At 58.1% G+C, this 26869-nt stretch carries 22 protein-coding genes and 2 pseudogenes; 19 read left to right on the top strand and 5 right to left on the bottom strand.

Features of this window, described 5'->3' with window-relative positions:
- The first annotated feature begins 58 nt into the window (after positions 1–58).
- Positions 59–1120: an FUSC family protein gene (locus tag JFT63_RS03030; protein WP_198843432.1), complete on the top strand. Its 1062-nt coding sequence runs from the start codon at positions 59–61 to the stop codon at positions 1118–1120.
- Between the two features lie 74 nt (positions 1121–1194).
- Here JFT63_RS03030 and JFT63_RS03025 read toward each other — a convergent pair whose 3' ends face one another.
- Positions 1195–5094: a hypothetical protein gene (locus JFT63_RS03025; RefSeq protein WP_233102195.1), complete on the bottom strand. Its 3900-nt coding sequence runs from the start codon at positions 5092–5094 to the stop codon at positions 1195–1197.
- Between the two features lie 383 nt (positions 5095–5477).
- Positions 5478–6209, bottom strand: a complete 732-nt coding sequence (locus JFT63_RS03020; protein WP_057700466.1) for a TetR/AcrR family transcriptional regulator — start codon at positions 6207–6209, stop codon at positions 5478–5480.
- A 354-nt stretch (positions 6210–6563) separates the two neighbouring features.
- On the opposite strand from JFT63_RS03020, the gene JFT63_RS03015 reads away from it, so the two are divergent.
- The 4 genes from JFT63_RS03015 to JFT63_RS03000 are packed head-to-tail and all read left to right on the top strand — an operon-like array spanning position 6564 to position 11181.
- The gene (locus JFT63_RS03015) at positions 6564–7271 is read left to right on the top strand and encodes an ABC transporter ATP-binding protein (protein ID WP_198843431.1); all 708 of its coding nucleotides are present in this window, start codon (positions 6564–6566) and stop codon (positions 7269–7271) included.
- The gene (locus JFT63_RS03010; RefSeq protein WP_198843430.1) at positions 7268–8467 is read left to right on the top strand and encodes an ABC transporter permease; all 1200 of its coding nucleotides are present in this window, start codon (positions 7268–7270) and stop codon (positions 8465–8467) included. The genes JFT63_RS03015 and JFT63_RS03010 overlap by 4 nt, the downstream gene beginning before the upstream one ends.
- Positions 8460–9938: a TolC family protein gene (locus tag JFT63_RS03005; protein WP_198843429.1), complete on the top strand. Its 1479-nt coding sequence runs from the start codon at positions 8460–8462 to the stop codon at positions 9936–9938. Before JFT63_RS03010 ends, JFT63_RS03005 begins: the two co-directional genes overlap by 8 nt.
- The gene (locus JFT63_RS03000) at positions 9928–11181 is read left to right on the top strand and encodes an efflux RND transporter periplasmic adaptor subunit (protein ID WP_057700470.1); all 1254 of its coding nucleotides are present in this window, start codon (positions 9928–9930) and stop codon (positions 11179–11181) included. The genes JFT63_RS03005 and JFT63_RS03000 overlap by 11 nt, the downstream gene beginning before the upstream one ends.
- A gap of 523 nt (positions 11182–11704) precedes the next feature.
- Here JFT63_RS03000 and JFT63_RS02995 read toward each other — a convergent pair.
- The gene (locus JFT63_RS02995) at positions 11705–13099 is read right to left on the bottom strand and encodes an FAD/NAD(P)-binding protein (RefSeq protein ID WP_198843428.1); all 1395 of its coding nucleotides are present in this window, start codon (positions 13097–13099) and stop codon (positions 11705–11707) included.
- A 22-nt stretch (positions 13100–13121) separates the two neighbouring features.
- Positions 13122–13685, bottom strand: coding sequence for a helix-turn-helix domain-containing protein (locus JFT63_RS02990; protein WP_032880600.1), 564 nt, complete (start codon positions 13683–13685; stop codon positions 13122–13124).
- A gap of 92 nt (positions 13686–13777) precedes the next feature.
- Here JFT63_RS02990 and JFT63_RS02985 point away from each other — a divergent pair, with 92 nt between their 5' ends.
- The 14 genes and pseudogenes from JFT63_RS02985 (at position 13778) to JFT63_RS02925 (ending at position 25233) form a co-directional block, all read left to right on the top strand.
- Positions 13778–14707 (top strand): DMT family transporter, encoded by a 930-nt coding sequence (locus tag JFT63_RS02985; protein WP_198843427.1) that lies wholly within the window; start codon positions 13778–13780, stop codon positions 14705–14707.
- 204 nt (positions 14708–14911) lie between these two features.
- A complete protein-coding gene (locus JFT63_RS02980) occupies positions 14912–17833 on the top strand; it encodes a monovalent cation/H+ antiporter subunit A (protein WP_198843426.1) in 2922 nt (973 codons plus the stop codon).
- Positions 17833–18177, top strand: a complete 345-nt coding sequence (locus JFT63_RS02975) for a Na+/H+ antiporter subunit C (RefSeq protein WP_005789164.1) — start codon at positions 17833–17835, stop codon at positions 18175–18177. The genes JFT63_RS02980 and JFT63_RS02975 overlap by 1 nt, the downstream gene beginning before the upstream one ends.
- Positions 18174–19856: a monovalent cation/H+ antiporter subunit D gene (locus JFT63_RS02970; protein ID WP_057700474.1), complete on the top strand. Its 1683-nt coding sequence runs from the start codon at positions 18174–18176 to the stop codon at positions 19854–19856. Before JFT63_RS02975 ends, JFT63_RS02970 begins: the two co-directional genes overlap by 4 nt.
- Positions 19853–20341, top strand: coding sequence for a Na+/H+ antiporter subunit E (locus JFT63_RS02965; protein ID WP_057700475.1), 489 nt, complete (start codon positions 19853–19855; stop codon positions 20339–20341). The genes JFT63_RS02970 and JFT63_RS02965 overlap by 4 nt, the downstream gene beginning before the upstream one ends.
- Positions 20338–20616 (top strand): K+/H+ antiporter subunit F, encoded by a 279-nt coding sequence (locus JFT63_RS02960; protein WP_005789171.1) that lies wholly within the window; start codon positions 20338–20340, stop codon positions 20614–20616. The genes JFT63_RS02965 and JFT63_RS02960 overlap by 4 nt, the downstream gene beginning before the upstream one ends.
- Positions 20613–20951, top strand: coding sequence for a Na+/H+ antiporter subunit G (locus JFT63_RS02955; RefSeq protein ID WP_057700476.1), 339 nt, complete (start codon positions 20613–20615; stop codon positions 20949–20951). Before JFT63_RS02960 ends, JFT63_RS02955 begins: the two co-directional genes overlap by 4 nt.
- A 442-nt stretch (positions 20952–21393) precedes the next feature.
- Positions 21394–21594: pseudogene (locus JFT63_RS30005) on the top strand (DUF6124 family protein); the annotation flags it as partial.
- A gap of 189 nt (positions 21595–21783) precedes the next feature.
- Complete coding sequence (locus JFT63_RS02950; protein WP_057700477.1) at positions 21784–22269, top strand: Hcp family type VI secretion system effector; 486 nt, start codon at positions 21784–21786, stop codon at positions 22267–22269.
- The gene (locus tag JFT63_RS02945) at positions 22266–22979 is read left to right on the top strand and encodes a DUF4225 domain-containing protein (protein ID WP_198843425.1); all 714 of its coding nucleotides are present in this window, start codon (positions 22266–22268) and stop codon (positions 22977–22979) included. Before JFT63_RS02950 ends, JFT63_RS02945 begins: the two co-directional genes overlap by 4 nt.
- Positions 22980–23332: 353 nt before the next feature.
- Complete coding sequence (locus tag JFT63_RS02940) at positions 23333–23545, top strand: DUF6124 family protein (RefSeq protein WP_233102194.1); 213 nt, start codon at positions 23333–23335, stop codon at positions 23543–23545.
- 194 nt (positions 23546–23739) lie between these two features.
- Positions 23740–24225: an Hcp family type VI secretion system effector gene (locus JFT63_RS02935; RefSeq protein WP_198843424.1), complete on the top strand. Its 486-nt coding sequence runs from the start codon at positions 23740–23742 to the stop codon at positions 24223–24225.
- A pseudogene (locus JFT63_RS02930) lies at positions 24222–24934 on the top strand (DUF4225 domain-containing protein). Before JFT63_RS02935 ends, JFT63_RS02930 begins: the two are co-directional and overlap by 4 nt.
- Positions 24931–25233, top strand: coding sequence for a hypothetical protein (locus tag JFT63_RS02925; RefSeq protein WP_198706714.1), 303 nt, complete (start codon positions 24931–24933; stop codon positions 25231–25233). The pseudogene JFT63_RS02930 and the gene JFT63_RS02925 overlap by 4 nt, the downstream one beginning before the upstream one ends.
- A 243-nt stretch (positions 25234–25476) precedes the next feature.
- Here JFT63_RS02925 and cysS read toward each other — a convergent pair whose 3' ends face one another.
- Positions 25477–26859, bottom strand: coding sequence for a cysteine--tRNA ligase (gene cysS / locus JFT63_RS02920; RefSeq protein ID WP_198843423.1), 1383 nt, complete (start codon positions 26857–26859; stop codon positions 25477–25479).
- Positions 26860–26869 lie beyond the last annotated feature (10 nt).

Genomic DNA, 26869 nt, shown 5'->3' with positions numbered 1-26869 from the left:
AAGCCAGCTCCCACATTGAGTCGAGCACATTCATACATTTGAGGCCACTTCAATACCGATGAATCTGCCCATTTTTGCCCGGCGCCTGCTGCGCCCCCTGCTCGACCCGTACCGCCGCTTTCGTCACGCCAAGCTGATCCACGCCGCGCGCGTGTCTGTGGGTTTGCTGGCGACGATCCTGTTGACCAGCGGCCTGAACCTGCCCCATGGGGAATGGGCGTCGGTGACCATGCTGATCGTGATCGGCGGCCTGCAGCATCACGGCAATATCGGCAAAAAAGCCGTCGAGCGCGCCTACGGCACCTTGATCGGCGCCAGCGTCGGTTTGCTGCTGGTGGTGCAACAGGCTTACTTCGGCCTGCCGCTGTTGACCTACCTGTTAATGTCGGTGGTGTGCGGGTTCTTTTCCTATCACGCCATCGGCAAGGGCGGCTATATCGCACTGCTGTCGGCGATCACGGTGTTTATCGTCGCCGGCCACGGCGATAACCCTATCTCCGATGGGTTGTGGCGCACCGTCGATATCCTGATCGGCATCGTGCTGGCCCTGGCGTTTTCCTTTGCCTTGCCGTTGTACGCCGTGTATTCGTGGCGCTACAACCTGGCCGGTGCCCTGCGTGACTGCGCGCAGATTTATAGCCGGATCATCAATGGCCAATCGGTAACTGACGATGAACACCTCAAGCTGCTCAACCGCTTGAACGGGGTGATGGTGCAACTGCGCTCGTTGATGCCGTCGGTGTCCAAGGAAGTGCGGATTTCCATGACTGAACTGGATGCGATCCAGCGGCACCTGCGCCTGTGCATCAGCACCCTGGAAATTCTCGGCAATACCCGGCCGGACCCGCGCGACGAGCAGGCCACGGCGCGGATGCGGGTGATGTTGAAGGCCGAGCATCGGCAAATTCGGGTGCAGTTGGTGGGGATGGCGCGGGCGTTGAAATCGGGGGTGACGGAGCGGTTGGAGCGCAGTGGCTACGCAACCGGCAGTGAGCCTGCGCTGGATGCGCCGGTTTACAGTGCGCTGGATGGGTATCGGTTGTTGACGGTGCAGTTGGCGACGAATGTGGATGCGATGCGCGGGCGGCTGGCTAAAAGTGCGAAACACTGGAAGATCTAACGGACCGGCACCGTCAGGCAATATAAAAAGGCCGGTTTATCAGTTTGATAAACCGGCCCGGGCCAACAACGCTGTTACCTCAACCCGACCCCCAGATAATGCGGTCCTAGTAACTTATCTTCCGCCGTCGTCGTGTGACCGTTTGGAAGATGCAGGATATAGTAGTGATTAATGAAAAAAAATGAATGGGAAAAGGTGCTCGACCAATAATAGTGATTCCCCATCGGCCACCTGGCCCCATAAGCATTGAGGAGGGCACGTAGTTCGTCCACGCTCGGCATCCGCAGCCCTTGGTTATTCGCGTTATTGGTGATATTCCTAAATGTATCTGCTCCCAGCCCGTAACACTGGACAACATTACTAACCTGAACAGCGTAACTGCGAGACTGCATCGGTACTGAGGAGTCGCTGACAGTAATGGTCGCGTAACCATTGCCACGCACAGTGACCAATCCCGAATTATTCGTAACATTGGCGACACTGCCATTGGAACTCGAATATCTGTAAGGAGGAGTTCCGCCGGATGCCATGTACTGAACTTGGCTCCCGGGACCGAAGGCCGGCAACACATTTGGGCTTCCCGGTATCAGATAAGTCCTAGCGTTCAAATAAACCGTCGCCTGGTTAAACACCAATGCCGTGGTATGCGTGATCCGGTACTGCGTCTGCGGGAAAGCCACTGCTTGGGGCTTGTCATCCTGCTTATTGAAGTTCACGTGGGGGGTAATCGTCACCGTGCCGTTATTCGGCACAGACAGCAGCCAACTGCGCGGTACTCTGAGATTTGTGAAGCCATTAGCAGCCTCAATAGCGGTAACGCTGTGTGCCGTCAACAACTGCAAAGTAGTCGTACTAGGGGCAGACAGGCTCAACCAGGCGATATGCCTTTCCTGACTATACGGCCACTTGGCCATTCTCAGCACAGCATCACCGTTCAGAGTGGCCGGATTTATGGTGCCGCCGTGGCCAATATTGTTGATATAGGCCCATGGCAAACTGGCCAGTGGAATCGACTGCACATGCACTATCTGAACTTCTGACGAACCTCTACCGCCGCGCCCCAATATCACCTCATACTGAAACTGGATCGTGGTGTTAATCGCCGCGCCAACCCTGTCATTGCTGATATTGAAGGTCACTGTGCCGCCGTCAAGGCCAGGCAGCGTGTCAATTTCAATCGACGTACCCTGCGCATCGATCAAAAACAGGGTAATCATGTCCGTCCCGCCCTTATTCATGTCGGGATAGGTCACCAACACCTGGCATTTGTTTTCAACGGTAACCGGGCTGATGATGACTTCAGGCCCCTCCGGCGGGGTCGAATACTTGATCTGCGGATAAGGAAAGACGTTGGACTCGATCTGAACCATATGATGACGTGTTTCAAACCATATAATGTCGCCGACGTTATTGCTGTGATTGAACGTCACACCAAATTCAATTTCCATGGGCGTCCAGTCAGCCAGGTTGCGCAACCTGCCCACCGGTGTGTAAGAAGCGGGTCCGTCGTTTACATCAGCCAGTGAAACTTCACGCCCTACGAACGTCTCCTCATAATACGGTTGCCCGCTGTTTAATGTTCCTTTGTAGCGCTTATACATACGCTGTCCACCTGCAATGTACGGCCAGGGACGTACACGGGTCTGGTCCAGGTCATTCAGCTTGGGTATTTCGAGAACGGCACTTTCGCCAATGCTGTCGATCGTCGCGCCAGGCACATGACTCAAGGTCAGCAGGTTTAATGTAAGGATCGGTGAGTCTGTGGGAAAACCATTGCGAACCACTTTGAACGATACACAGATATCACGCCCCAACGGATGAAGACTGAAGCCAATCGCTTCAACCGGCACAGTGACGTCGACATACGCATCTCCCGTGTGGGCATCCTCAATTTTAAAGTGTATGCCGCCACCCGCCAGCCCCAACCAGCAGACTTCAACGGTGTCACCGTCCTTGGGCTCATCGTAGCGACACCTCACTGTGGCTCCGGTTTGCGCTACCTTCCATGGATCGAGCTCATCCGGCCCTGTTGTAGCCTCAAGAACCTCGGGCAGGAAAAGCTCGCCCAAGGCCCGACCGATGGTGTACATCGCCTCTTCAGATAGCTCATCAACTTTAAACCGCCTGCGCACGTAACTGACAGTGAGCGTGCCATTCTTATTGCCCTCTATCAATTGCTTGGGTATGTCGGCAATAAACGGATTGGAATTCACCGCCAATACATAAGGAGATAAAGTCGTTCCCGTCACCGACCCCACGAACTTGATAATGACCTCATCGCCGGCCCTGAACTCCGCACGCGCCTCAAACGTCGCGACACTGCCGATGCTGTCCGGATTAATATTGTTGGTAGCATCTGCCTCCTGAATAAGCGGCGCGACCAGGCTACGCGGCGGGCGTCCGATCTGGATATACCGACGTTCGGACTCTCGTATGTTGACCGGCCCGGTAACTCCATAAAAGACTCGGGTGCGCAGCAGCCCTTCATATCGCGAATAGACACTGTTGAGGAAATCACGAAAGCGGGGATGAGTTCCGGCTGCTCGATCGCTGAAATCGTGTTCTACACTGCCGTCCTTGTTATCTCCCATGATATTAACCCGCAGACTATCTCCTGCATTGCCAGGCGGGCTGTAGTCAGGCATTGCCACAGTGATATAGGGCAAGTCCGGCTCGACAAAGGGGCCGTGTGCCTGGACCACGTCGGGCTGAGCCAACGTATAAAGGACACCAGCCACTGCATATATGGTTGACCGGGATGCGAGCATGCCTCGTTCACGAACATAGCAAATTTTCAACGTGCTCTGGATCAACGAACGGATAAACGCATTGGGAATGGCAATGTCGTTGTAGCTCGCCAATACAACTTCCAAGCGAAACCCATAGGACACGCGCTCGCCATCCACCGTAACGCCTTCCACCTTCCATATGAGAAAATCGCCACTGACAAAATCCGGGTGATTTCTGCGAATAAATACCGAGCCGGTAGCAGGTAGGCCATGTAACTCTTCAGCTTCCAAAATCAATGTAACCGGATCAGCCTCGACGATTTCCGGCTCATCCAACAAAGTGGTGTCCAGTTTAACGTCGACCGGGATAGGCTTGCTCCATCGATGATATGGGCCCGAAATATCCAGGACCTCGTCATACAAGTAAAACTGCACGACAAAATGACCGTTGCCTGCTGCATTCAGAAATTGCTCGTCGATAGTGAATATCAGATCGGAACCGACCTGATCATGACGCAAGGGCGGTAGTTCAAAGCGGTGCTCTCCCCAGTAAAACATCGGCAGGTCGTTAACCCGCATATTTGCCCACTTGTGAATAGTGCATATCACCCCCCTTCCGGCGACCACCGAATCGACTGTGGTATCAGAGAGCGTAAACGTCAAGCCACGGTGGTATGAACCATCTTGATTACCCACGCCACCAGGTAATGTATGCAAAATCAGAATAAGCTGCGGTTCGGAAGTGCTTGCTACACCTGAGCCAACACGGATGACTTCGCCATAAACGTCATCGACAAAATAGTGCAGGAGGGTCGTTCTCGGGATGACCGAAAAGAAACGTTGGTCAGCTTCATTGGCAGTAGTCACTACGTCTTCTGCCATCTTTATCCCGTTCATCCAGATACGATAGGTATCGCCTGCACGACATTCGGTCCAACGTTCGAATATGTAGGTCAGCCCATCTTTGATATGGCGATAACCCACTCCATAAGCCGCCCCTAGAACCGGAATGACCTGACTGGGAATAGGATAGGGGGAATCAAGATCCTGAGCGACCGCTGGGTTTGCCGAGTTTTCAGGCTGCGTGGTTGTCTTTTTCGAGAGTGGCTTTTTTGCACTCACTTCAGAAGGGACTGCGGCCGAAGTTGCCTCTGCTTCCGCCTTCTTGATCTTCTTGGTGCTAGCAGGTTTCTTTTTAGGGCTGGCGGCAGCGTTATTTTCTTTACTTGCGGGCTTGGTCGGCATCGTCTTTCTCCTGAGCAGGGTCGTGGGTCGCTCAGGAAATAAAAGCGCTCTTATCCATACTCAGTCACCTGTGAGAATTGACAGTTCTGACGAATGGTGAACCTCCTCCTCGTCCCCCATCCTGGTAAGCCATAACAACAATCACACTTTTTCTTACATATTTTTCACGTTTTATTCACAAGCCGAGACGTAGTGTGAAGCCTCATCCGTTACAAACGTTGCATATCAAGCCCGCCGCCCCAGCGGGCTTTTTTTTGCCTGTTTTTTGGCTCTGAAAAATCCACCCCTTGTAGGAGCGAGCTTGCTCGCGAAGAACGCAATGACGCCGCGGCAAAACAGAATGCTCGCGTTATCGTTGACGTTTTTCGCGAGCAAGCTCGCTCCTACAGGGAGTGGTGTTCGCGTAGGGCGCGCTGGGTATCCAGCACCTTGGCCAGCGCCGTTTCGGCTTCCTGGCTTTGCTGCGGCACCCGAATCGCTGCCGACACCAGCGTGATCAACTTGGCCATCACCTCGGCATCCGTGGCCGGTCGGCCCAGGCTCATGGAGTTCATCAGCAGGCGCAGTTCGGTGCCGGCCATGACCCCGGAAATGGCCTTGAGGGCAAATTGCAGGCGCACCCCCAGTTCATTGCGCGGCAAATCCGGCAAGGCCAGGGCGAAGGCTTCGAAGAAGCGCTGGAACACCGGCTGGTAATGCACCTTGAGGTATTCCTGGATGAACGGCGAGGTGTCGCTGTAGACCCGGCCAAGGAATCGAATGAACGAGCGCCCTTCCCCGCTGGCCGGGTCGCTGCGCTCCAGGCCCATGGCTGGGGCAAACAGCACGCCCAGCAGCGTGTCGCAGTCCAGCGGGCCGTCGGACTCGGCTTCACAGCGTGCGAGCAATTCCAGGCGCTGCTCGTTGAGCGGCTCCAGGCGTTGCATCAGCAGGGTTTTCATCAGGGAGTCCTTGTCCCCGAAGTGGTAGTTGACGGCCGCCAGGTTGACCTGGGCACGTTCGGTGATCTGGCGTAGCAACACGGCGTCGTAGCCGTACTTGATGAAGAGGGCCTCTGTCGCATCCAGCAATCGAGTCTTGGTAACGTTTGGAGCGCTGAGTTTCTTCGCGACCATAAGGGTTCCACGGCGGAAATATTGTTTTAAAAAATAATTTGATTTTTTATACCGGGGCGGCCCGGCGAAAGCAAGTAGTGACACTCCGCCATTTCGTGCAAACCCTGTATAGCCGGGCTTTTGAGACGAGGCGAGAGTTATTTATCCGCCTTTGGCATGTGAGGCAGAAATTGTTTCCAAGGGTAAAACCGCTCTACTTCCATGGCTGGCGAAGCGTCCGGAAGGCGGTTACTATTCAAACAATATTTTAAAAACAAGAAATAAAACCAGTCCGTGACGCGTACAGGCAGCTCCCGAACTTGTTACAAGAATTTTCCGGGGCATGGCGGTACCGTTGTGACTGCAGGCGTAGTCATGATGACAGACACCCCCACGCAACCCGGTTTGATCTCCCTGCAAGGCATCGGCAAGCGCTATCAGCTCGCCGGGCAAGAGCTGAGCATTCTTAATGACGTGTGCCTGTCCATTGCCAGCGGTGACAGCTGCGGCATTCTCGGCGCCTCCGGTTCCGGCAAAAGCACCCTGCTCAATATCCTCGGCCTGCTGGACCTGCCCAACTGCGGCCAGTACCACTTTGCCGGTCACGATATTTTCAATGCTACCCCCGATGAGCTGGCCGCGATCCGCAACCAGCAGATCGGTTTCGTGTTCCAGAGCTTCAACCTGCTGCCGCGCCTGAGTGCCCTGGACAACGTCGCTCTGCCCTTGAGTTATCGCGGCCTATCGCGGCATGAATCGGTGGAGCAGGCCCAACACATGCTCGATCAAGTCGGCCTGGCCGAGCGCGCCCATCATCGCCCCGCCGACCTTTCCGGCGGCCAGCGCCAGCGCGTCGCCATTGCCCGCGCCCTGGTGGGCAAACCCTCGGTGATCCTCGCCGACGAACCCACCGGCAACCTCGACAGCACTACCGCGCAGGAAATCATGGACCTGCTACTGGCCCTCAACCGCGAGCAACAGGTCACGCTGATTATCGTCACCCACGACGCCCATATTGCCGAGCGCCTCGAACGCAAGATCCTGGTGCGCAACGGCGTGGTGCACGAGGCCGGGCGCCTATGAGCCTGCGGGTCGAGCAGAGCCTCAGCCAACTGCTGCATGAAGCCTTGATCAGCCTGCGGACCCTGGGCAAGCGTTCGATCCTGGCGCTGCTGGGCATTGTGATCGGCAGTTCGTCGGTGGTGGCGTTGATCAATATCGGCCACAACGCAGCGGTGGATGCGGCGATGATCTTCAAGGACATGGGCACCGATACCCTCATCGCCCAGTTCCCGCCCAAGGGCAGCAGCAATGTGCCGATGCGCGCCCAACTCGACCTCAACGCCGTGCGCCTGGCCGTACCGGGTATTGCCCATATCGGCGCGCTCAGCCTGTTCAGCGGGCCCATCGTGTTTCATGGGCGCACCACCAATGCCAACCTGGTTGGCAGTACGCCGGAGATACAGGCCGCCATGCGCCTGGCCGTACGCGAAGGGCGCTTCCTGTCGTCCTTCGATGCCAACGAAACCTTCGGCGTGATCGGTGACCAACTCGCCCAGGCCCTCAGCGCACCGGGCGACCCACTGCAACTGGGCGACCGCGTGCGTATCAACGACTACCTGTTTCTGATCGTGGGCATTCTGCACGACCAACCCCGTGCCATGCTGATGCCGGTGCAGGCCAACGAGTCGTTGTTTATCCCCGCCGAAGGTATGCGCCGCATCTATGCCAGCCCGCAGATCAGCAATGTGATCATCCGCGCGGCACAAGGACAGGACATGGAACGTATCGCGAAGGGCGCTGCCGCTGCGCTGCAAGCCCAACTCAGCGACCACGACGTCAATATCACGGTACCGCAGCAGATGATCGATGGCATGACGCGCCAAAGTCGCACCTTCGCCTACCTGCTGCTGGCCCTCGGCGCGATTTCCCTGGTGGGCGGCGGTGTCGGGGTGATGAACGTGATGCTGATGAACGTCTCGGAACGCCGCCGCGAGATCGGCATCCGCATGGCCCTGGGCGCACGTCAGCGGGATATCCGCAACCTGTTCCTGCTCGAAGCCGTGACCCTCACCGCCGTGGGTGCGCTATGCGGCGCAGTACTGGGCATGACCGCCGCGTGGCTGTATGCATGGCTGTCAGGCTGGGCGTTTGCCCTGGCGGCGGCCGCCCTGCCCCTGGGGGTGGGCAGTACCTTGCTGGTGGGCTTGTTCTTCGGCATTTACCCAGCGGTCTCGGCCTCGCGGTTACAGCCGGTGGAGGCCCTGCGGGATGAATAAGTGGCTAGGGCTGCTGGCCCTGATCAGCCTGCCCGGCACGGCTGCCGACGTGGTGATCAATCCGTCGGCGCCCAGCAGCACCCGCAGCGGCTATGAGCGCGGTGTCTCGCTCAATGCCCAGGCCACCACCATGACCCTGGGTGACGCAGTGTACCTGGGTTTGCGCAACAACCCGGCGATCCGCAGCGCCTACCTGCAACGGGTGGCGCAGAAGTTTGACTTGCGTGTTGCCGAAGACGTGTTCAACCCCAAGCTCACCCTCAACAGTCACTACCGTACCTCCCGTGGCTCCCAGGACAACGTGCGCAACGCCAACCTGGCGCCGACCAGCAGCCTGCTCGGCGAATACGGCACGCGCTTGAGCATGGCCTGGACCCAGCAGTTGAACAACGCCAACCGCGCCGGCCGCTACCGCAGCGACGGGCTCGACCTGGCAATCATCCAACCGCTGATGCGCGGCGCCGGCCGGGACGCCACCACCGCGCCGCTGCGCCTGTCGCGCCTGGCCGAGCAGGCCAACCGTTTGAACCTCAAGGCCACCGTGGCGCAGACCATCAGCCAGATCATCGCCACCTACCGCGAACTGCTGCGGGCCCAGGAACAACTGGTGATCGTGCAGGAAGCGCTCAAACGCTCCAACACCCTGCTGGACGTGAACAAGGCGTTGATCAGCGCCGGGCGCATGGCCGAGTTCGAGATCGTACAAACCGAAGCCGATATCGCCACCCAGCAACTGGGCGTGGAAGAAGCCCGCAACCAACTGGACACTAGCCGCCTGGCCCTGCTGCGCCTGCTGGCGCTGGACCTGTCGACACCGGTGCGCGCCACCGAAGCCCTGGAGGCCAACCCCATGCAGATCGACCAACGCCAAGCCTTCAACCTGGCGCAAAACCAGCAACCGGAATACCTCGCCGCCCTGCTCGGCAGCCAGCAGGCCGACCTCAACCTGGTGATCGCCAAGGATTCCGGACGCTGGCAAGTGGACCTGGTCGCCGGCGCCAACCAGGTACGCGCCGCCACCGACACCGACAACGGCCATGACAATAATCGTACCTGGGACAGCTACGCCGGGGTGCAGGTGCAGATACCCATCGGCGACATCAGCACACGCCAGGCCGAGGTGCGTGCGCGGGTGAACGTCGAGGACCAGGAGATCCGCATTACCGACGCCCGCCAGGAGCTGGAGCGCAACGTCAACAACGTGGTGCGTGACCTCGGCACCCGCTGGCGCCAATATGAAATTTCCAGGCGTGCCGTGGAGTTGTCGCGACGCAAGATCGAGATCGAGCGGGAGAAACTCAGTGCCGGGCGCTCCACCAACTTCCAGGTGCTGAGCTTTGAAACCGACCTGCGCAACGCCGAAAATGCCCAGCTTAATGCGCTGATCGCTTATTTGAACGCCCAGACCCAGCTCGACCTGACCCTGGGCATGACGCTGGAAAGTTGGGAAATCGCCCTCAATGACTACTAAGAAAAAAACGCTGCTGATCGTTGTTTCGATCCTGCTGCTGGCGGTGGCGGCAATCAGCCTGATCAGCCAGCACAACGGCGCCGAGCAGGCCGGTACGGCCGAGCAGTGGCTGGCGGTTAAACCCGACCCGCTGGTGCACCAGATCGGCCTGGTGGGCAAGATCGAGCCCGACACCACCGTCACCCTGACCGCCCCGTTCGACGGTAACGTGCAGGCCAATCTGGTCGAGCAAGGCCAACGCGTCGAGGCCGGCCAGGTGCTGTTGCGCATGGACCCGGCGACGCTGGAAGTGCAACTGCGCGATGCCCTCTCCGCCCAACTCAAGGCCAGGCGCTCCGTGCAGGACATGCAGGACTGGAACAGCAGCCCCACCGTCAGCCGCGCTCGTCGCAGTTTGCGCACCGCCGAAATGACCGCCGGCAACACCCAACGCAAACTCACCGAGAGCGAAAACCTGTTCAAGCGCGGCATCATCCCCCGCAACGAGCTGGACGACCTCAAGCAGCAGACTCAACAGCAGCAACTGGACCTGGCGGCGGCGCGCAGTGAGTTGCAACAGGCACTGGACCAAGGCCAGGGCGAATACCGACAGATCGCCGAGATGGAGCTGACCAATGCCACGGTGAAGTACCAGGCCTTGCAAAAGCTGCTTGAAGGCAAGGAGGTCAAGGCGCCCTTCTCCGGCATCGTGGTGCCCGCGCCTGGCAGCACCAACACCGCCCAGGGCGGCGGCAACAGTAACGCGCCGGTGCAGGCCGGCAGCAAGGTCAGCCAGGGCCAGGTGCTGTTCGGCCTGGCCAATATCGAACGCTTGAAAATCGTCGCGAAAGTCTCCGAACTGGATATCAACCAGTTGCACCAGGGCCAGGCGGTGGAAGTGATGGGCGACGGGTTTGATGGCGAACGGTTGACGGGTTCGGTCAGCGTGGTCAGTGGTTTGGCCGTCGCCAGTGACAGCCAGGGCAGCGCGCAGTTTCCAGTGACCTTGTCGATCCCCAAGCTGACGCCGCAGCAGTTGCAACGGGTGCGCCTGGGCATGAGCGCGCGGTTGACCATCGTGACCTACAACAATGCTCAGGCGATGGTCATCCCCAGCCAGGCGATTGCCGCGGATATGACGGTGGAGTATCGAGAGGCGATGGATAAACCAGTAGAGCGAGTGAAGGTCACCACCGGCCAATCGACACCTCAGGGCGTTGAGGTATTCGGGCTAAAACCAGGCTTCGTGAAAACCTCAAGCTAACCGCCGAACCAATGTGGGAGGGGGCTTGCCCCCGATGGCCATGGGTATCTACACAACTTTTGTAGCCACTGCCGCCGGTAACCACGATGCGAAGCGAGCCGCTCTTGATCTTGATCTTGACCTGCTTTTGATCTTGGGCGCCCCGTTAAACCACGCTGGCCGAACGCAGGCTTGAATCCGTGGGTAACCCGGCAGGACGCCGGGTTAGCCGTCCTGGGCCAAGGATGGCCCATGACGGCGGCCCACGGATTCAAGCCGGAGTGAGGGCACACCGAGCCCGGGCGAGGTGCCGAGTGGTAGGGCAAGAGCGTTTTGCTTACTTTTGCGCTTTTCAAAAGTGAGCCGCCGTAAGGGCGGAACCAATAGTAGCCGCGACCTAAATAACGGATATGTACTCGATCAAAGTCCAGCATCCTGGTCGGCCCTGAGGCCGCCATCGGGGGCAAGCCCCCTCCCACAGGTCCAGCGTCGTGCCAAAATTGTGTAGATACCTATGACCATCGGGGGCAAGCCCCTCCCACATTTAGAGCTGTGTGAGCTTGGTTGCCAGTGCCTTGGCCTGAAACGCCACATCCGTCACCGCGGTGCTCTCCCACCACAGGCCCCGCAACGGCGGCCCCATGGCAAACAAGCGCTGGCTGACCTTGCCCTGGGCATCCCGCACCGCGCCGGACGCATCCGCCGCAATCCCCAACGCCAACGGCCCGGGCTGGACCAGCCCGCGCTTGAGCAGTTGCTGCGGCAAAGGCCGGGCCACACGGCGCCAGTCGTATTCGATACCGCTGGAATTGATCAACGCCGCTCCCGAAACCTGGGTGACCACTTGCTCGCCACGATAGCGCACCGCAATGGCAATCCCCTCATCCGACGGCACCAGGCCCTTGAACGAGGCAGCGCGAATCCGCAACCGCCCTTCTCCCAACAAGCGCGCCACCAATTGCGCACTCAACGGTGGCGAGCGGTGGTGATGGCTTTCCCACCATGGCCGCACATGCCGCACGAACTGGCGTTTCTGAGCCTCACTGGCCTGGCTCCACAAGCGCGCTATGTGCACGCGCACCGTGTCCAGCGGTGCCTGCCAGTCAATGCCTTGCGCGAGCGCGAGCTGGCACTGGCGTCGCACCTCACGCAGCAATTGTCGGGGGCTGCTCAGGCTGTGGTCGGCGGCGAGGAAGTTGTCCCAACTCGGCGGCTGTCGACGCACATGGGGCAACAAGCCGTGGCGCGAAAAAATTTCGATGGACCCACAATGCCCGGCCTGCTCCAGGGAAACCACGGCGTCAACCATGGTCAGCCCGGAACCAATGATCAGCACCGTCGAGTGCGGATCGAGCCGGGTCATCGCGGGTACATCCCAAGGGTCCAACGCGGCGGCATTCAATCCTGTGGACTCGGTCTGCGGAGTGCGCGCCGCCGGGAACATGCCGGTGGCCAGTACCGCGAAGGTACCCTGCAGTTGCTCGCCAGTATCGAGGGTCAACAACGCCGAGGTGGCATCGACTTGCAGGTCTACCCCTTCGGCGCGGATGTGCTCGACACTTGATGTAGACAGCGCCTTGGCTTGGGCCAGACGCTGCTGCGCGTACAGACCAAAAATCCCCCGTGGCGGGAACAGTTCGCTGATAGGTACATGCTGTTGGTACGACTCGGGCCATCCACCGGTGCTGATGTAGTCGGTGAGCCATTGGGTCAGGTCGTCGGCATTGTCCGGGTCAACGCTCATGCGTGCGGCATTGCCGTTCAACGTGTGGCCCAGCTCGACCGCGCTGTAGGCTTCGCCTCGTCCCAGCTCAGCACGGGGTTCGACTATCAGGATGCGCCGCGTGCCCGGCAGGCGCAGCAGTTGCGCGGCCAACATCGTTCCGCTCAGGCCACCACCGATGATCAGTACATCTGCAACGCGAATTGATTGACCCATACCGGTTCACCCTGACTGTTGTTCAAATCACCACATTTCGAACAAACCGCACCGCCGCGTTCCCATCATTGCGATAAGCATGGGGCTGGTGGCTGGCGAACATAAAGAACTCTCCAGCTTCGATGACATTTTCCTGATCACCTATCACGAGCGTCAGGCTGCCCTCGAACACAAACAGTTGTTCGCTCCACCCTTCCAAGTCAGGGTCCGGGCAATAACGGTCACCGGGCTCAAGCCGCCACTCCCATAATTCGACCTCACGCCGTGCCGTAGCCTTGGCCAGCAACACCGCCTTGCTGCCGACAATCTCGCCCGCCCAGGCCAGCTCATTGATACGGCTGTGGTCGCGCACATCCGGCGCCTGAATCAGATCACTGAACGCCACGTCCAACGCTTCGGCGACACGGTCGAGGGTCGACAGGCTGACGTTCTTCTCCCCTGCTTCTATCGCCACCAACATGCGCCGGCTGACACCGGATTTTTCCGAGAGCGCGGTCTGGCTCAGGTCGGCGGCATGGCGCAGGCGACGGACGTTCTGGCTGACGTGCTGCAGGACCGAGGCCCGTTGCGGATTTTCTTTGTGCACTATATTGCTCAATAGGTGGGTGTGCGCAGTATACTGCCCAGCGTGCGGCGCATTGTGCGGTCCGTGCCTTTCCCTTGCAAGACCGAGCCGCCATGACCGCCCCGACCTCCCCTTCGCGTTTCAACCGCTTCAGCAAAGCCGAGTGCATCCTGGGGTTGATCACCATGATCTGGGGCGGCACCTTCTTGCTGGTGCAACATGCCATGACCGTCAGCGGGCCGATGTTCTTTGTGGGCTTGCGGTTTGCCGCCGCCGCGATCGTGGTGGGCTTCTTTTCCCTGCGCACCTTGCGCGACCTGACACTGTTCGAGTTGAAGGCCGGTATGTTTATCGGCGTCGCGATCATGTTTGGCTACGGTTTGCAGACGATTGGCTTGCAGACCATCCTGAGCAGCCAGTCGGCGTTCATTACTGCGCTCTATGTGCCGTTCGTACCTTTATTGCAGTGGATGGTGCTGGGCCGACGCCCGGGGTTGATGCCCAGCATCGGCATCATGCTGGCATTTGCCGGGTTGATGCTGTTGACCGGCCCGGCGGGTGCTTCATTGAATTTCAGCCCTGGAGAAATCGCCACGCTGATCGGTGCCGTGGCCATTGCCGCCGAGATCATTTTGATCAGCGCCTTCGCCGGGCAGGTGGATGTGCGCCGCGTGACCGTGGTGCAACTGGCGACGGCATCCTTGTTGTCGTTCCTGATGGTGGTGCCGATGGGTGAGGCGTTGCCGGGCTTCTCGTGGTTGCTGCTGTTCAGCGCGGTGGGCCTGGGCTTGACCAGCGCAGTGATCCAGGTCGCGATGAACTGGGCGCAGCAGAGTGTGTCGCCCACCCGGGCTACCTTGATCTATGCCGGTGAGCCGGTGTGGGCAGGCGTAGTTGGGCGGATTGCCGGGGAGCGGTTCCCGCCGGTTGCGATGGTTGGGGCGGTGTTGATTGTGGTGGCGGTGATTGTGAGTGAGATGAAGACGAAGGGGCAGAAGGCAGTTGAACTCGCAGATGCCTTGGAACAGGAGCGTCAGGGATAATCTGCAAATGCTGTGGCGCCTGCTCTATCGTCATCGCGGGCAAGCCCGGCTCCCACAGGGGTCGGCGTTTCAATTCAAGGGTTTTGAACCAGTGCCAAACGAGAGGTTTCGGCCTACCTTGTAGGATCCTGCCACATCTTGGCGTTTGGTGATCGTCAAAGCGGCACGTATGATGCATCCCAAACTCCCGCAGATTAGAAGCCTATGTCCCTGATAGTTCTACTGCTTCTGCCATTCATTGGCAGCTGTCTGGCGGCCTTGCTGCCGCACAACGCACGTAATACCGAATCCCTGCTGGCCGGCCTTGTGGCATTGGTCGGCACCATTCAAGTCGCACTGCTCTACCCCCAGATCGCCCATGGCGGCGTGATACGCGAAGAATTCATGTGGTTGCCCAGCCTTGGGCTGAACTTCGTGCTGCGCATGGACGGGTTTGCCTGGCTGTTCTCAATGTTGGTGCTCGGCATCGGCACGCTGGTGTCGCTGTATGCGCGCTACTACATGTCACCGGACGATCCGGTGCCGCGCTTCTTTGCGTTCTTCCTCGCATTCATGGGCGCCATGCTGGGCCTGGTGATCTCCGGCAACCTGATCCAGATCGTGTTTTTCTGGGAACTGACCAGCCTGTTCTCATTCCTGCTGATCGGCTATTGGCACCACCGCGCCGATGCGCGGCGGGGTGCGTACATGGCGCTGATGGTCACCGGCGCAGGTGGCTTGTGCCTGTTGGCGGGTGTAATGCTGCTGGGGCATATCGTCGGCAGCTATGACCTGGACCAGGTGCTGGCGGCGGGCGACCAGATTCGCGCGCATTCGCTGTACCCGGTCATGCTGGCCCTGGTGCTGATCGGCGCCTTGAGCAAAAGCGCGCAGTTCCCCTTCCATTTCTGGCTGCCCCACGCCATGGCGGCGCCGACGCCGGTTTCGGCCTACCTGCACTCGGCGACGATGGTGAAGGCCGGCGTGTTCCTGCTGGCCCGCCTGTGGCCGTCGCTGTCCGGCAGCGAAGAATGGTTCTGGATCGTCGGCGGTGCCGGCGCCCTCACTCTCCTCCTCGGCGCTTACTGCGCCATGTTCCAAAACGATCTCAAGGGCCTGCTGGCCTACTCCACGATCAGCCACCTCGGGCTGATCACCCTGCTGCTGGGTCTCAACAGCCCGCTGGCGGCGGTCGCCGCAGTGTTCCATATCCTTAACCACGCCACCTTCAAGGCCTCGCTGTTCATGGCGGCGGGCATCATCGACCACGAAAGCGGCACGCGGGATATCCGCAAGCTCAGTGGCCTGGTGCGCCTGATCCCGTTTACCGCGACCCTGGCCATGGTAGCCAGTGCCTCCATGGCTGGCGTGCCGCTGCTCAATGGCTTCCTGTCCAAAGAGATGTTCTTTGCCGAAACCGTATTTATTTCGTCGACCCAATGGGTGGAAATCGCCCTGCCGGTGATTGCGACCATCGCCGGCACCTTCAGCGTGGCCTATGCCCTGCGCTTTACGGTGGATGTGTTCTTCGGCCCACCGGCTACCGACTTGCCGCACACGCCTCACGAGCCCCCGCGCTGGATGCGAGCGCCGGTCGAGCTGCTGGTGTTCACCTGCCTGCTGGTGGGGATTTTCCCGGCCCAGGTGGTTGGATCGATCCTTGCCGCGGCCGCGTTGCCCGTGGTCGGCGGCGTACTGCCCGAATACAGCCTGGCGATCTGGCACGGTTGGAACGCGCCGATGATCATGAGCCTGGTGGCAATGACCGGTGGCGTGGTGCTGTATTTGATGCTGGGCAAGCAACTCAAGCGTGGCCGCTTCGAATACCCGCCGCTGATAGGCTATTTCAACGGCAAGCGCGGCTTCGAACGCTGCCTGGTGGTGATGATGCGCGGTGTGCGCGAAATCGAAAAACGCATCAGCACCAAGCGCCTGCAAACCCAATTGTTCCTGCTGGTGATCGTCGCGGTGATCGGGGCCATGATCCCCATGTTCAACAGCGGCCTCACATGGGGCGACCGGCCGAAGATCCCGGGCTCCATCGTGTTCGTCACCCTGTGGTTGCTGGCGATCGCCTGCGCGCTGGGCGCCGCCTGGCAAGCCAAATATCACCGGCTGGCGGCACTGACCATGGTCAGCGTGTGCGGCCTGATGACGTGCGTCACCTTTGTGTGGTTCTCGGCACCGGACCTGGCTCTGACCCAATTGGTGGTGGAAGTGGTGACCACGGTGCTGATCCTGCTCGGCCTGCGCTGGCTGCCACGGCGTATCGAGGAGGTGTGGCCCTTGCCCAACACCTTGCGCAAGGCGCGAATTCGCCGGGTGCGTGACTTGCTGCTGTCCACCGTAGTGGGCGGCGGCATGGCGCTGTTGTCCTATGCGATGCTGACCCGCCAGACACCCAACGATATCTCCTCGTTCTACCTGAGCCGCGCGCTACCCGAAGGCGGCGGCAGTAATGTGGTGAACGTGATGCTCGTGGACTTCCGGGGCTTCGACACTCTGGGCGAAATCACCGTACTGGGCGCCGTGGCTCTGACCGTATATGCCTTGCTGCGACGCTTCCGCCCGTCGAAGGAAAGCATGCAGTTGCCGGCGCAACAGCGCCAATTGGCACCGGACGTGGCCACCGACTTGGTCAACCCACGTCAGGCCAGTGACACCGCTCTGGGCTTTATGATGGTGCCCGCGGTGCTGGTGCGCCTGCTGCTGCCGATTGCGCTGGTGGTGTCGTTCTACCTGTTCCTGCGCGGGCACAACCAACCGGGCGGCGGGTTTGTCGCCGGGCTGGTGATGTCGGTGGCGTTTATCCTGCAATACATGGTGGCCGGCACCCAATGGGTCGAGGCACAGATGAGCCTGCGGCCGATGCGCTGGATGGGCTTCGGCCTGCTGTCGGCGACCCTGACCGGCCTTGGCGCGCTGTTTGCCGGGTACCCGTTCCTGACCACCCATACCTGGCATATCGACGTGCCGCTGCTGGGCGATATCCATATCGCCAGTGCGCTGTTCTTCGACATTGGCGTATACGCCATGGTCGTGGGCTCCACGCTGCTGATGCTGACCGCGCTGGGTCACCAGTCCGTGCGAGCGCATAAACCGAGCAACCAGCCCAAAGTCGTTGCCGCAACCGAAGGAGCCGCCTGATGGAAGAAGTCATTGCAATCGCCATTGGGGTCCTGGCGGCCTCCGGCGTCTGGCTGGTGTTGCGGCCACGGACATTCCAGGTGGTGATGGGCCTGTGCCTGTTGTCGTACGGGGTCAATCTGTTCATTTTCAGCATGGGCAGCCTGTTTATCGGCAAGGAGCCGATCATCAAGGACGGCGTGCCGCAAGACCTGCTGAACTACACCGACCCCCTGCCCCAGGCCCTGGTGCTTACGGCCATCGTGATCAGCTTCGCCATGACCGCCTTGTTTCTGGTAGTGCTGCTGGCATCCCGGGGCCTGACCGGCACCGACCATGTGGATGGCCGGGAGCCGAAGGAATGAACTGGGTCAATCAACTGATCGTTGCGCCGATTCTGCTGCCGTTGTTTACGGCGGCGCTGATGCTGATGCTCGGCGAGAAACGCCGGCCGCTGAAGGCCAAAATCAACCTGGTCTCCAGCATGATCGGCCTGGGCGTGGCCATCCTGTTGCTGTACTGGACACAACAAGGCGGGCCCGGCTCCATCGGTGTGTACCTGCCGGGTAACTGGCAAGTGCCGTTCGGCATCGTGCTGGTGGTGGACCAGCTCTCGGCGCTGATGCTGGTGCTCACCGGGATTATCGGCGTGAGCGCATTGCTGTTCGCCATGGCCCGCTGGGACCGTGCTGGCACCAGCTTCCATGCACTGTTCCAGATCCAGCTGATGGGTTTGTATGGCGCATTCCTCACCGCCGACTTGTTCAACCTGTTCGTGTTCTTCGAGGTGCTGCTGGCCGCCTCTTACGGTTTGATGCTGCACGGTTCCGGCCGTGCACGAGTGTCGTCGGGGCTGCATTACATTGCGATCAACCTGCTGGCGTCGTCGCTGTTCCTGATTGGTGCGGCGATGATCTACGGCGTCACCGGCACGCTGAATTTCGCTGACCTGGCGCTGAAAATCCCGCTGGTGCCGGAGGCCGATCGCGGCCTGCTGCACGCTGGCGCAGCAATCCTGGCCACGGCGTTTCTGGCCAAGGCCGGCATGTGGCCGCTGAACTTTTGGCTGGCCCCTGCCTACTCCTCGGCCAGCGCGCCGGTGGCAGCGATGTTTGCGATCATGACCAAGGTGGGCGTGTACACCGTGCTGCGCCTGTGGACCCTGCTGTTTTCCGGCCAGGCCGGCGCTTCGGCGCTGTTTGGCGGCGACTGGCTGGTGTATGGCGGCATGGCAACCATCGTCTGCGCGGCGTTGGCAATGATAGCGGCGCAACGCCTGGAACGCATGGCGAGCCTGAGTATTCTGGTTTCGGCGGGGATTCTGTTGTCGGCGGTGGGCTTTGCCCAGCCGAGCCTGACCGCTGGGGCGCTCTTCTATCTGGTCAGCTCCACCCTGGCACTGAGTGCACTGTTCCTGCTGGCTGAATTGATCGAACGCTCGCGCTCGGCCAATGACCTGCCGCTGGATGAAGAGATCGATGCGCTGCCCAAGGCCATGGAATCTCTGCATCCGCGCCCCGGCGTCAACCTCGACGACGAACAAAAAGCCGTGGTCGGCCAGGTGATCCCCTGGACCATGGCGTTTCTCGGCCTGAGCTTTGTGGCCTGTGCGTTGCTGATCATCGGGATGCCGCCGCTGTCCGGGTTTATCGGCAAGCTCAGTTTGCTGAGTGCACTGATCAACCCGTTGGGCCTTGGCAACGCGGTGGACACCCCCATCCGTCCGGCGGCCTGGGGTCTGGTGGCTCTGCTGATTCTGTCGGGCCTGGCCTCGTTGATCGCCTTTGCCCGGCTCGGCATCCAGCGCTTCTGGACCCCGGAAGAACGTCCATCACCGCTGCTGCGACGCTACGAATGCGTGCCGATCTTCGTGCTGCTGGGCTTGAGCATCGCCTTGACGTTCAAAGCCGAACCCCTGATGCGCTACACCCTGGCCACCGCCAAAAGCCTGAACAACCCGGAAAGCTATGTGATGGCGGTGATGGCCACACGGCCCGTGCCGAGCCCTGAAGCCAAGGCCGCCGCGCTGGAGGTGCAACCATGAAGCGTCTGTTTCCTGCCCCCTGGTTGTCGCTGGCGCTGTGGGTGTTGTGGCTGCTGCTCAACCTGTCGATCAGCCCCGGCAACCTGCTGCTGGGCGCGCTGCTGGGCTTTCTTGCGCCTTTGCTGATGGCGCCTTTGCGCCCGCAGCCGATCAGCCTGCGCCGCCCTGGCGTGATCCTGCGCCTGTTCCTGTTGGTGGGCCGCGATGTGATCGTTTCCAACCTGCAAGTGGCCTGGGGCGTACTGACCTGCGGCTCACGCCCGCCGCGCTCGCGCTTTATCAAGATCCCCCTGGACCTGCACAGCCCTAACGGCCTCGCCGCGCTGTCGATGATCACCACCGTGATCCCCGGCACCATCTGGTCGGAACTGGCGCTGGACCGCAGTATCTTGCTGCTGCACGTGTTCGACCTCGACGATGAAGCGCTGTTTATCCAGCACTTCAAAGCCACCTACGAGCGGCCCCTGATGGAGATCTTCGAATGAGCGCCCTGCTCTCCAATGCGATCCTGTTCAGCCTGTTCCTGTTTTCGCTGGCGATGGTGCTGACCCTGATCCGCCTGTTCAAAGGCCCCTCCGCCCAGGACCGAGTTCTGGCGCTGGACTACCTGTACATCCTGGCGATGCTGATGATGCTGGTACTGGGCATTCGCTATGCCAGTGATACCTATTTTGAAGCGGCGCTGCTGATTGCACTGTTCGGCTTCGTCGGCTCGTTTGCCCTGGCCAAATTCCTGCTGCGCGGGGAGGTGATTGAATGATGCCGTTATGGGTTGAAGTAATAGTGGCGGCGTTGTTGGTACTCAGCAGCCTGTTTGCCTTGATTGGCGCGATAGGCTTGCTGCGGATGAAAGAGTTTTTCCAACGCATGCACCCGCCGGCACTCGCCTCGACGTTGGGCGCATGGTGCGTGGCACTGGCGTCGATTATCTATTTTTCGGTGCTCAAGTCCGGGCCGGTATTGCACGGGTGGCTGATCCCGATTCTGCTGTCGATCACCGTACCGGTGACCACCCTGCTGCTGGCGCGCACGGCGTTGTTCCGCAAGCGCATGGCCGGTGACGATGTACCCGCCGAAGTCAGCAGCCGCCGCTGACTCATCAAACGAACGCATTAAAAATTTGGTCTGGCGCTAAGCAAAAGATCGGATACGCGCCGCCCATTGCGCAAACTCAGCATCATCTCGGCGACCGGGTTTCGCAGCCCGGTTAAACTCTAGACGCACAGCGTCCACCTCAAGATAGCGGGCGCTTTTTTATGCCTGATGTTATGGCGGCTGTGCGCGGGATACCTTCGGGTATGCCGGGTGCCTAGAGTCCCGGTCTGCGAACCTGCGTACAGCCGCCACCCCAATATCGTTTCGCAGCGATGGGTAGTGACTCCAATACTCTGGGAGCTTCGCCATGATTAAAGACAGTCAGAATCCGCCGCTGGATTCATCTTCGCTTCACGCTTGTGCTGATCAAGCGATTAACCATCATTTGAATCCATCTTCAACGCCTGCGTCATCGGATGACGGCTAAGGTCTTTTTGCTGTACGTAAAGGATTGGATGCCGAGACATTACTGGTCAATGCTTCGGAGGGCCTCGCATCCGTTCAAGCACTGGCAAGTCATTTAGCTTTTGAGATTGATGGAACCGCGCGCAGCGTGGCTCTAGGGATCTGCCGAATGGTGGAAGCTATTCAGCTTCTGGTGAGTGAAGCGCTTAATGCACATTGCGGAAAAGCTGGAAGGTAGCAGGCAATTACCATCGCTCTATTCATACGTACCAACACTGCAAAACGCCCCGACATACCGGGGCGTTTTTTATCCCATACAGAAACGAATAATCCTACATCCCGCTCGCACGATAAAAGGCGAAACATCCGATATTTCCTATTTACATTTTTTTATATGTTTATGGCGAATACATCAGGATCTACGTCCATGGCTAACCACGGTTACATGTCCATTAACGGAAAATCTCAAGGCCTGATCTCGGCTGGTTGCTCAACTCAAGACTCCATCGGCAACAAGTGCCAGGAGGGGCACCGAGACGAAATCATGGTGATGTCCTTCAACCACAATATGCTCAACACCGGCAACATCAGAGCCTCCACGCACGGCCCGGTGGTTATCACAAAAAGCATTGATAAATCCTCGCCCTTGCTGGCGGTAGCGTTATTCAACCGAGAAGAACTGAACTGCGTGATCAACTTTTATCGCATTTCACAGTTCGGCCAGCACCAAAAATACTACACCGTCGATATCAGGGGCTGCATCATTGCCAGCCTGACCGTCGATGTACCCCACTCCGTCCTGCTGAACGATGTAGACGCACAGGAACATCTGTCGATTCGGTATCGGGAAATCATCTGGACACATCATCTAGCGGGCACCAGCGGCTATGGCTCATGGGAAACCGGACGATGAAATCAAAGAAAGAAAATCAAGCACCGAATTTTTATGACTTATGGGTCGTCAGCCAAGCCGCTGCAAAACTGACCAATCATGCATGTGCAATAAGTGCCCGGCATCTACAGGATGGCGTTAATCGTTCGATATTCAACCGAGAGGTTGCCTACTACGCTCGTAGTATTGTCAGAGATGTAGAGCAAGGAAAAAAGACAGTTGCAGAGGGGCTGGTTGAGATTAAAAAAGAACAGCGTAGTTTGCTGGATCAATCAATAGCGATTGGGAGAAATGGAGTCGGAGCCGTTGCGGGCGCGCTGCAAATAGCCACGGGTGCCGGAATTTGCTATGCGTCGGCGGGCACCCTTTGCCTCATTACGGGTGTGCCATTGATGGCGCATGGCGCAAATAATATTTACGAAGGTGGCCGCAACTTGATGACCGGGCAATCCGACACAATCGGTCCAGTTCGCGAAGGCTATCATGCGATGTCATCTGCCGTCGGCTATGGAGAGCGAGAAGCGAATATGGCCTACGGCTCAGTTGACATCGCACTTTCGGTTTACAGCCTCACCAGAAAAGTATTAACACCTGATGCCTGGCGGTTATTTAGATACATACCAGTTGACTACACACGCTCATACCGAGCGATGACGCCGACCACATTGGGCGTGGAGTCACTCACCGATTTTCAAACAATTAAACAAATGCATGAAGAGACCAAAAAATGACAACGTGGTTTGTATGGACCTTTCCTTTATTCGCCACATGGGGGATTCTCTGTGCCTACACGCTAAAAATTCGGTTCTCTGGAGGAAATCATTTCTTAGTAAAATTTTTTCTCTGCTTAATATTCAATGGCTTCTTTGCAACTACCTATTTAAACATGATCGAAAGGGATAACTTTTTATTGATTGGACATAAACCAGAAATCATATTAAACCATCCCTTTATTGGCTGGATCGCTTTTTTCTGCATCCCCATTCATGCGGCCGCACTACCAGTTCGATGGGAAATCAAATGGTGGTTCTGAAAGATTCAAATCCGGTCTGAAAAACCAGAGCCATCTGCTGAGGATCATGGTTTGTCTACCGTACGTGAAGGATTAGACGTCGAGACGCTGCTGGTCAACGCTTCGGAGGATCTTGCGTCGGTTCAGGCATTGGCCAGTCATTTAGTTTTTGAGATTGATGGCACACCACGCAGCGTGGCACTAGGGATTTGCCGAATGGTGGAAACTATCCTGCTTCTGGCGAATGAAGTACTGAATGAGCATTGCGCGAGAATTGAAAAATAGTAGGCGACGAATGCCGTCATTACCTTCGCTCGCACAACCACAGCAAAACGCCCCGGCATAACGGGGCGTTTTTCACCCCATACAGAAATGAATAATCCTACATCCCGCTCGCACGATAAAAGGCGAAACATCCGATATTTCCTATTTACATTTTTTTGTATGTTTATGGTGAATACATCAGGATATCAACGTCCATGGCTAACCACGGTTACATGTCCATTAACGGAAAATCTCAAGGCCTGATCTCGGCTGGTTGCTCAACTCAAGACTCCATCGGCAACAAGTGCCAGGAGGGGCACCGAGACGAAATCATGGTGATGTCCTTCAACCACAATATGCTCAACACGGGCAATGTCAGAGCTTCCACCCATGGCCCGGTGGTCATCACAAAAAACATTGATAAATCCTCGCCCTTGCTGGCGGTAGCGTTATCCAACCGAGAAGAACTGAACTGCGTGATCAACTTTTATCGCATTTCGCAGTTCGGCCAGCACCAAAAATACTACACCGTCGATATCAGGGGCTGCATCATTGCCAGCCTGACCGTCGATGTACCCCACTCCGTCCTGTTGAACGATGTAGATGCACAGGAACATCTGTCGATTCGGTATCGGGAAATCATCTGGACACATCATCTAGCGGGCACCAGCGGCTATGGCTCATGGGAAACCGGACGATGAAATCAAAGAAAGAAAATCAAGCACCGAATTTTTATGACTTATGGGTCGTCAGCCAAGCCGCTGCAAAACTGACCAATCATGCATGTGCAATAAGTGCCCGGCATCTACAGGATGGCGTTAATCGTTCGATATTCAACCGAGAGGTTGCCACTACGCTCGTAGTATTGTCAGAGATGTAGAGCAAGGAAAAAAGACAATTGCAGAGGGGCTGATTGAGATTAAAAAAGAGCAGCGTCGTTTGCTGGATCAATCATTAGCGATTGGGAGAAATGGAATCGGAGCCGTTGCGGGCGCGCTGCAAATAGCCACGGGTGCCGGAATTTGCTATGCATCGATGGGCACCCTGTGCCTCGTCGCAGGAGTGCCATTAATGGCACATGGCGCTAATAATTTATATGAAGGTGGACACAACCTGGTAACAGGGAGATCTGATACCGTCGGTCCGGTTCGTACAGCATATCAATCAGTTGCATCCGCCGTCGGTCACGGAGAGCGGGAAGCAAACATGGCCTACGGCGCCGTTGATATTAGCCTATCTATCTACAGCACTGTAAGGCATATATACAAACCCGACGCTTGGCGTTTATTTAGGTATTTGGATTCAGACCGGATACGAGCCTATAAAACCATGACACCAACTTCGCTGGCAGCGGAGGCCGCAATAGATGCAATCACATTAAAGCAACTACATGAAGAGTCTAAAAAATGATTATTATGGCTTTTCTAATACTCTCGCCACTGGGATTGTTATTCGCATACAGCCTTAGAGTTATCTTCTCCGGCAAAGGACTTGGATATACCAAAATCTATATCAGCTTAGCAGTCAATATTTTCTTTATGATGACACATATGGAAATCGCTCAATTTGACAAATACTTATGCTTCGGCACTCATCCAGAAGTCATTGAAAACTATCCAATCATTGGCTGGATCGCACTAGCGTTCTTCATACTGCATGCACTCGCACTCCCAGTTAAACGCGACTTGAACTGGTGGTGGAAACGCTAAGTGACAGCGTTATTTTTTGTAAAAAAAGCCCCGAACCAGTCGTAATGCCGTTCAGTTAAGCGTATATCGCCCTCTGTAGGAGCGAGCTTGCTCGCGAAAAACGTTAACGATAACGCAGCGTTCCTGATTTAACGCGGCGCTCTCAGGTTTTTCGCGAGCAAGCTCGCTCCTACAAAAAGCCTTAACTGAACGGCATTACGAACCAGTCGGGGCGTTTTTTATTCAGCGTGCAGCTTTCAGCGGTCAGTCAGCCAACCGCCACGTCGTCCCACCCTTGCCGTCTTCCAACACCACACCCATCGCGGTCAGTTGGTCGCGGATACGGTCGGATTCAGCCCAGTCCTTGCCCGCACGCGCAGCCAGACGCGCCTGGATCAGTGCATCTACCTCAGCGGCATCCACCCGCCCTTCAGCGCCCGCTTGCAGGAAGTCATCGGCTTCCATCTGCAACACGCCCAGCACGCTTGCCAGTTCTTTCAGGCGCGCCGCCAGACCCGCTGCCGCGTCGAGATCAGTCTCACGCAAGCGGTTGATCTCCCGCACCATCTCGAACAGCACCGCGCAGGCTTCCGGCGTGCCGAAGTCGTCGTTCATGACTTCGGTAAACCGCGCCACGAACGACTCGCCGCCGGCCGGAGCCACGCAAGGCAGGCCTTTCAACGCGTGGTAGAAACGCTCCAGGGCGCCCTTGGCGTCCTTGAGGTTGTCTTCGGAGTAGTTGATGGCGCTGCGGTAGTGGCTGGACACCAGCAGGTAACGCACCACTTCCGGATGGTACTTTTCCAGCACGTCGCGGATGGTGAAGAAGTTGTTCAAGGACTTGGACATCTTCTCGCCATTGATGCGGATCATGCCGCAGTGCATCCAGGCGTTGGCGTAGGTCTTGCCGGTGGCGGCTTCGCTCTGGGCGATTTCGTTTTCATGGTGCGGGAACTCAAGGTCGCTGCCGCCGCCATGAATGTCGAAGGTCTCGCCCAGGCAGCAGGTGGACATCACCGAGCATTCGATGTGCCAGCCCGGACGCCCAGGGCCCCAAGGCGACTCCCAGCTTGGCTCGCCGGGCTTGGTGCCTTTCCACAGTACGAAGTCGAGCGGGTCTTGCTTGGCTTCGTCGACTTCGATACGCGCGCCGATGCGCAGGTCTTCGATCTTCTTGCGCGACAGCTTGCCGTAGCCCATGAACTTGGCGACGCGGTAGTACACGTCGCCATTGCCTGGGGCGTAGGCATAGCCCTTGTCGATCAAGGTCTGGATCATCGCGTGCATGCCAGGGATGTGGTCCGTGGCACGCGGCTCCATGTCCGGCTTGAGAATGTTGAGGCGTGCCTCGTCCTCGTGCATGGCGGCGATCATGCGCTCGGTCAGCGCGTCGAACGACTCGCCGTTTTCGTTGGCACGGTTGATGATCTTGTCGTCGATGTCGGTAATGTTGCGCACGTACGTCAAGTCATAGCCGCTGAAACGCAACCAGCGGGTCACCAGGTCGAAGGCAACCATGCTGCGGCCGTGGCCGATGTGGCAGTAGTCGTACACGGTCATGCCGCACACGTACATGCGCACCTTGTTGCCGTCCAGCGGCTTGAAGACTTCTTTGGTCTTGCTGAGCGTGTTGTAGATCGTTAGCACGATGTTTCCC

This window comes from Pseudomonas sp. MF7453 (assembly GCF_016405455.1).
Taxonomy (GTDB): domain Bacteria; phylum Pseudomonadota; class Gammaproteobacteria; order Pseudomonadales; family Pseudomonadaceae; genus Aquipseudomonas; species Aquipseudomonas paralactis.
The sequence above is the reverse complement of the archived record's forward strand: the minus strand, read 5'-3'. Positions and strand labels throughout refer to the sequence as shown.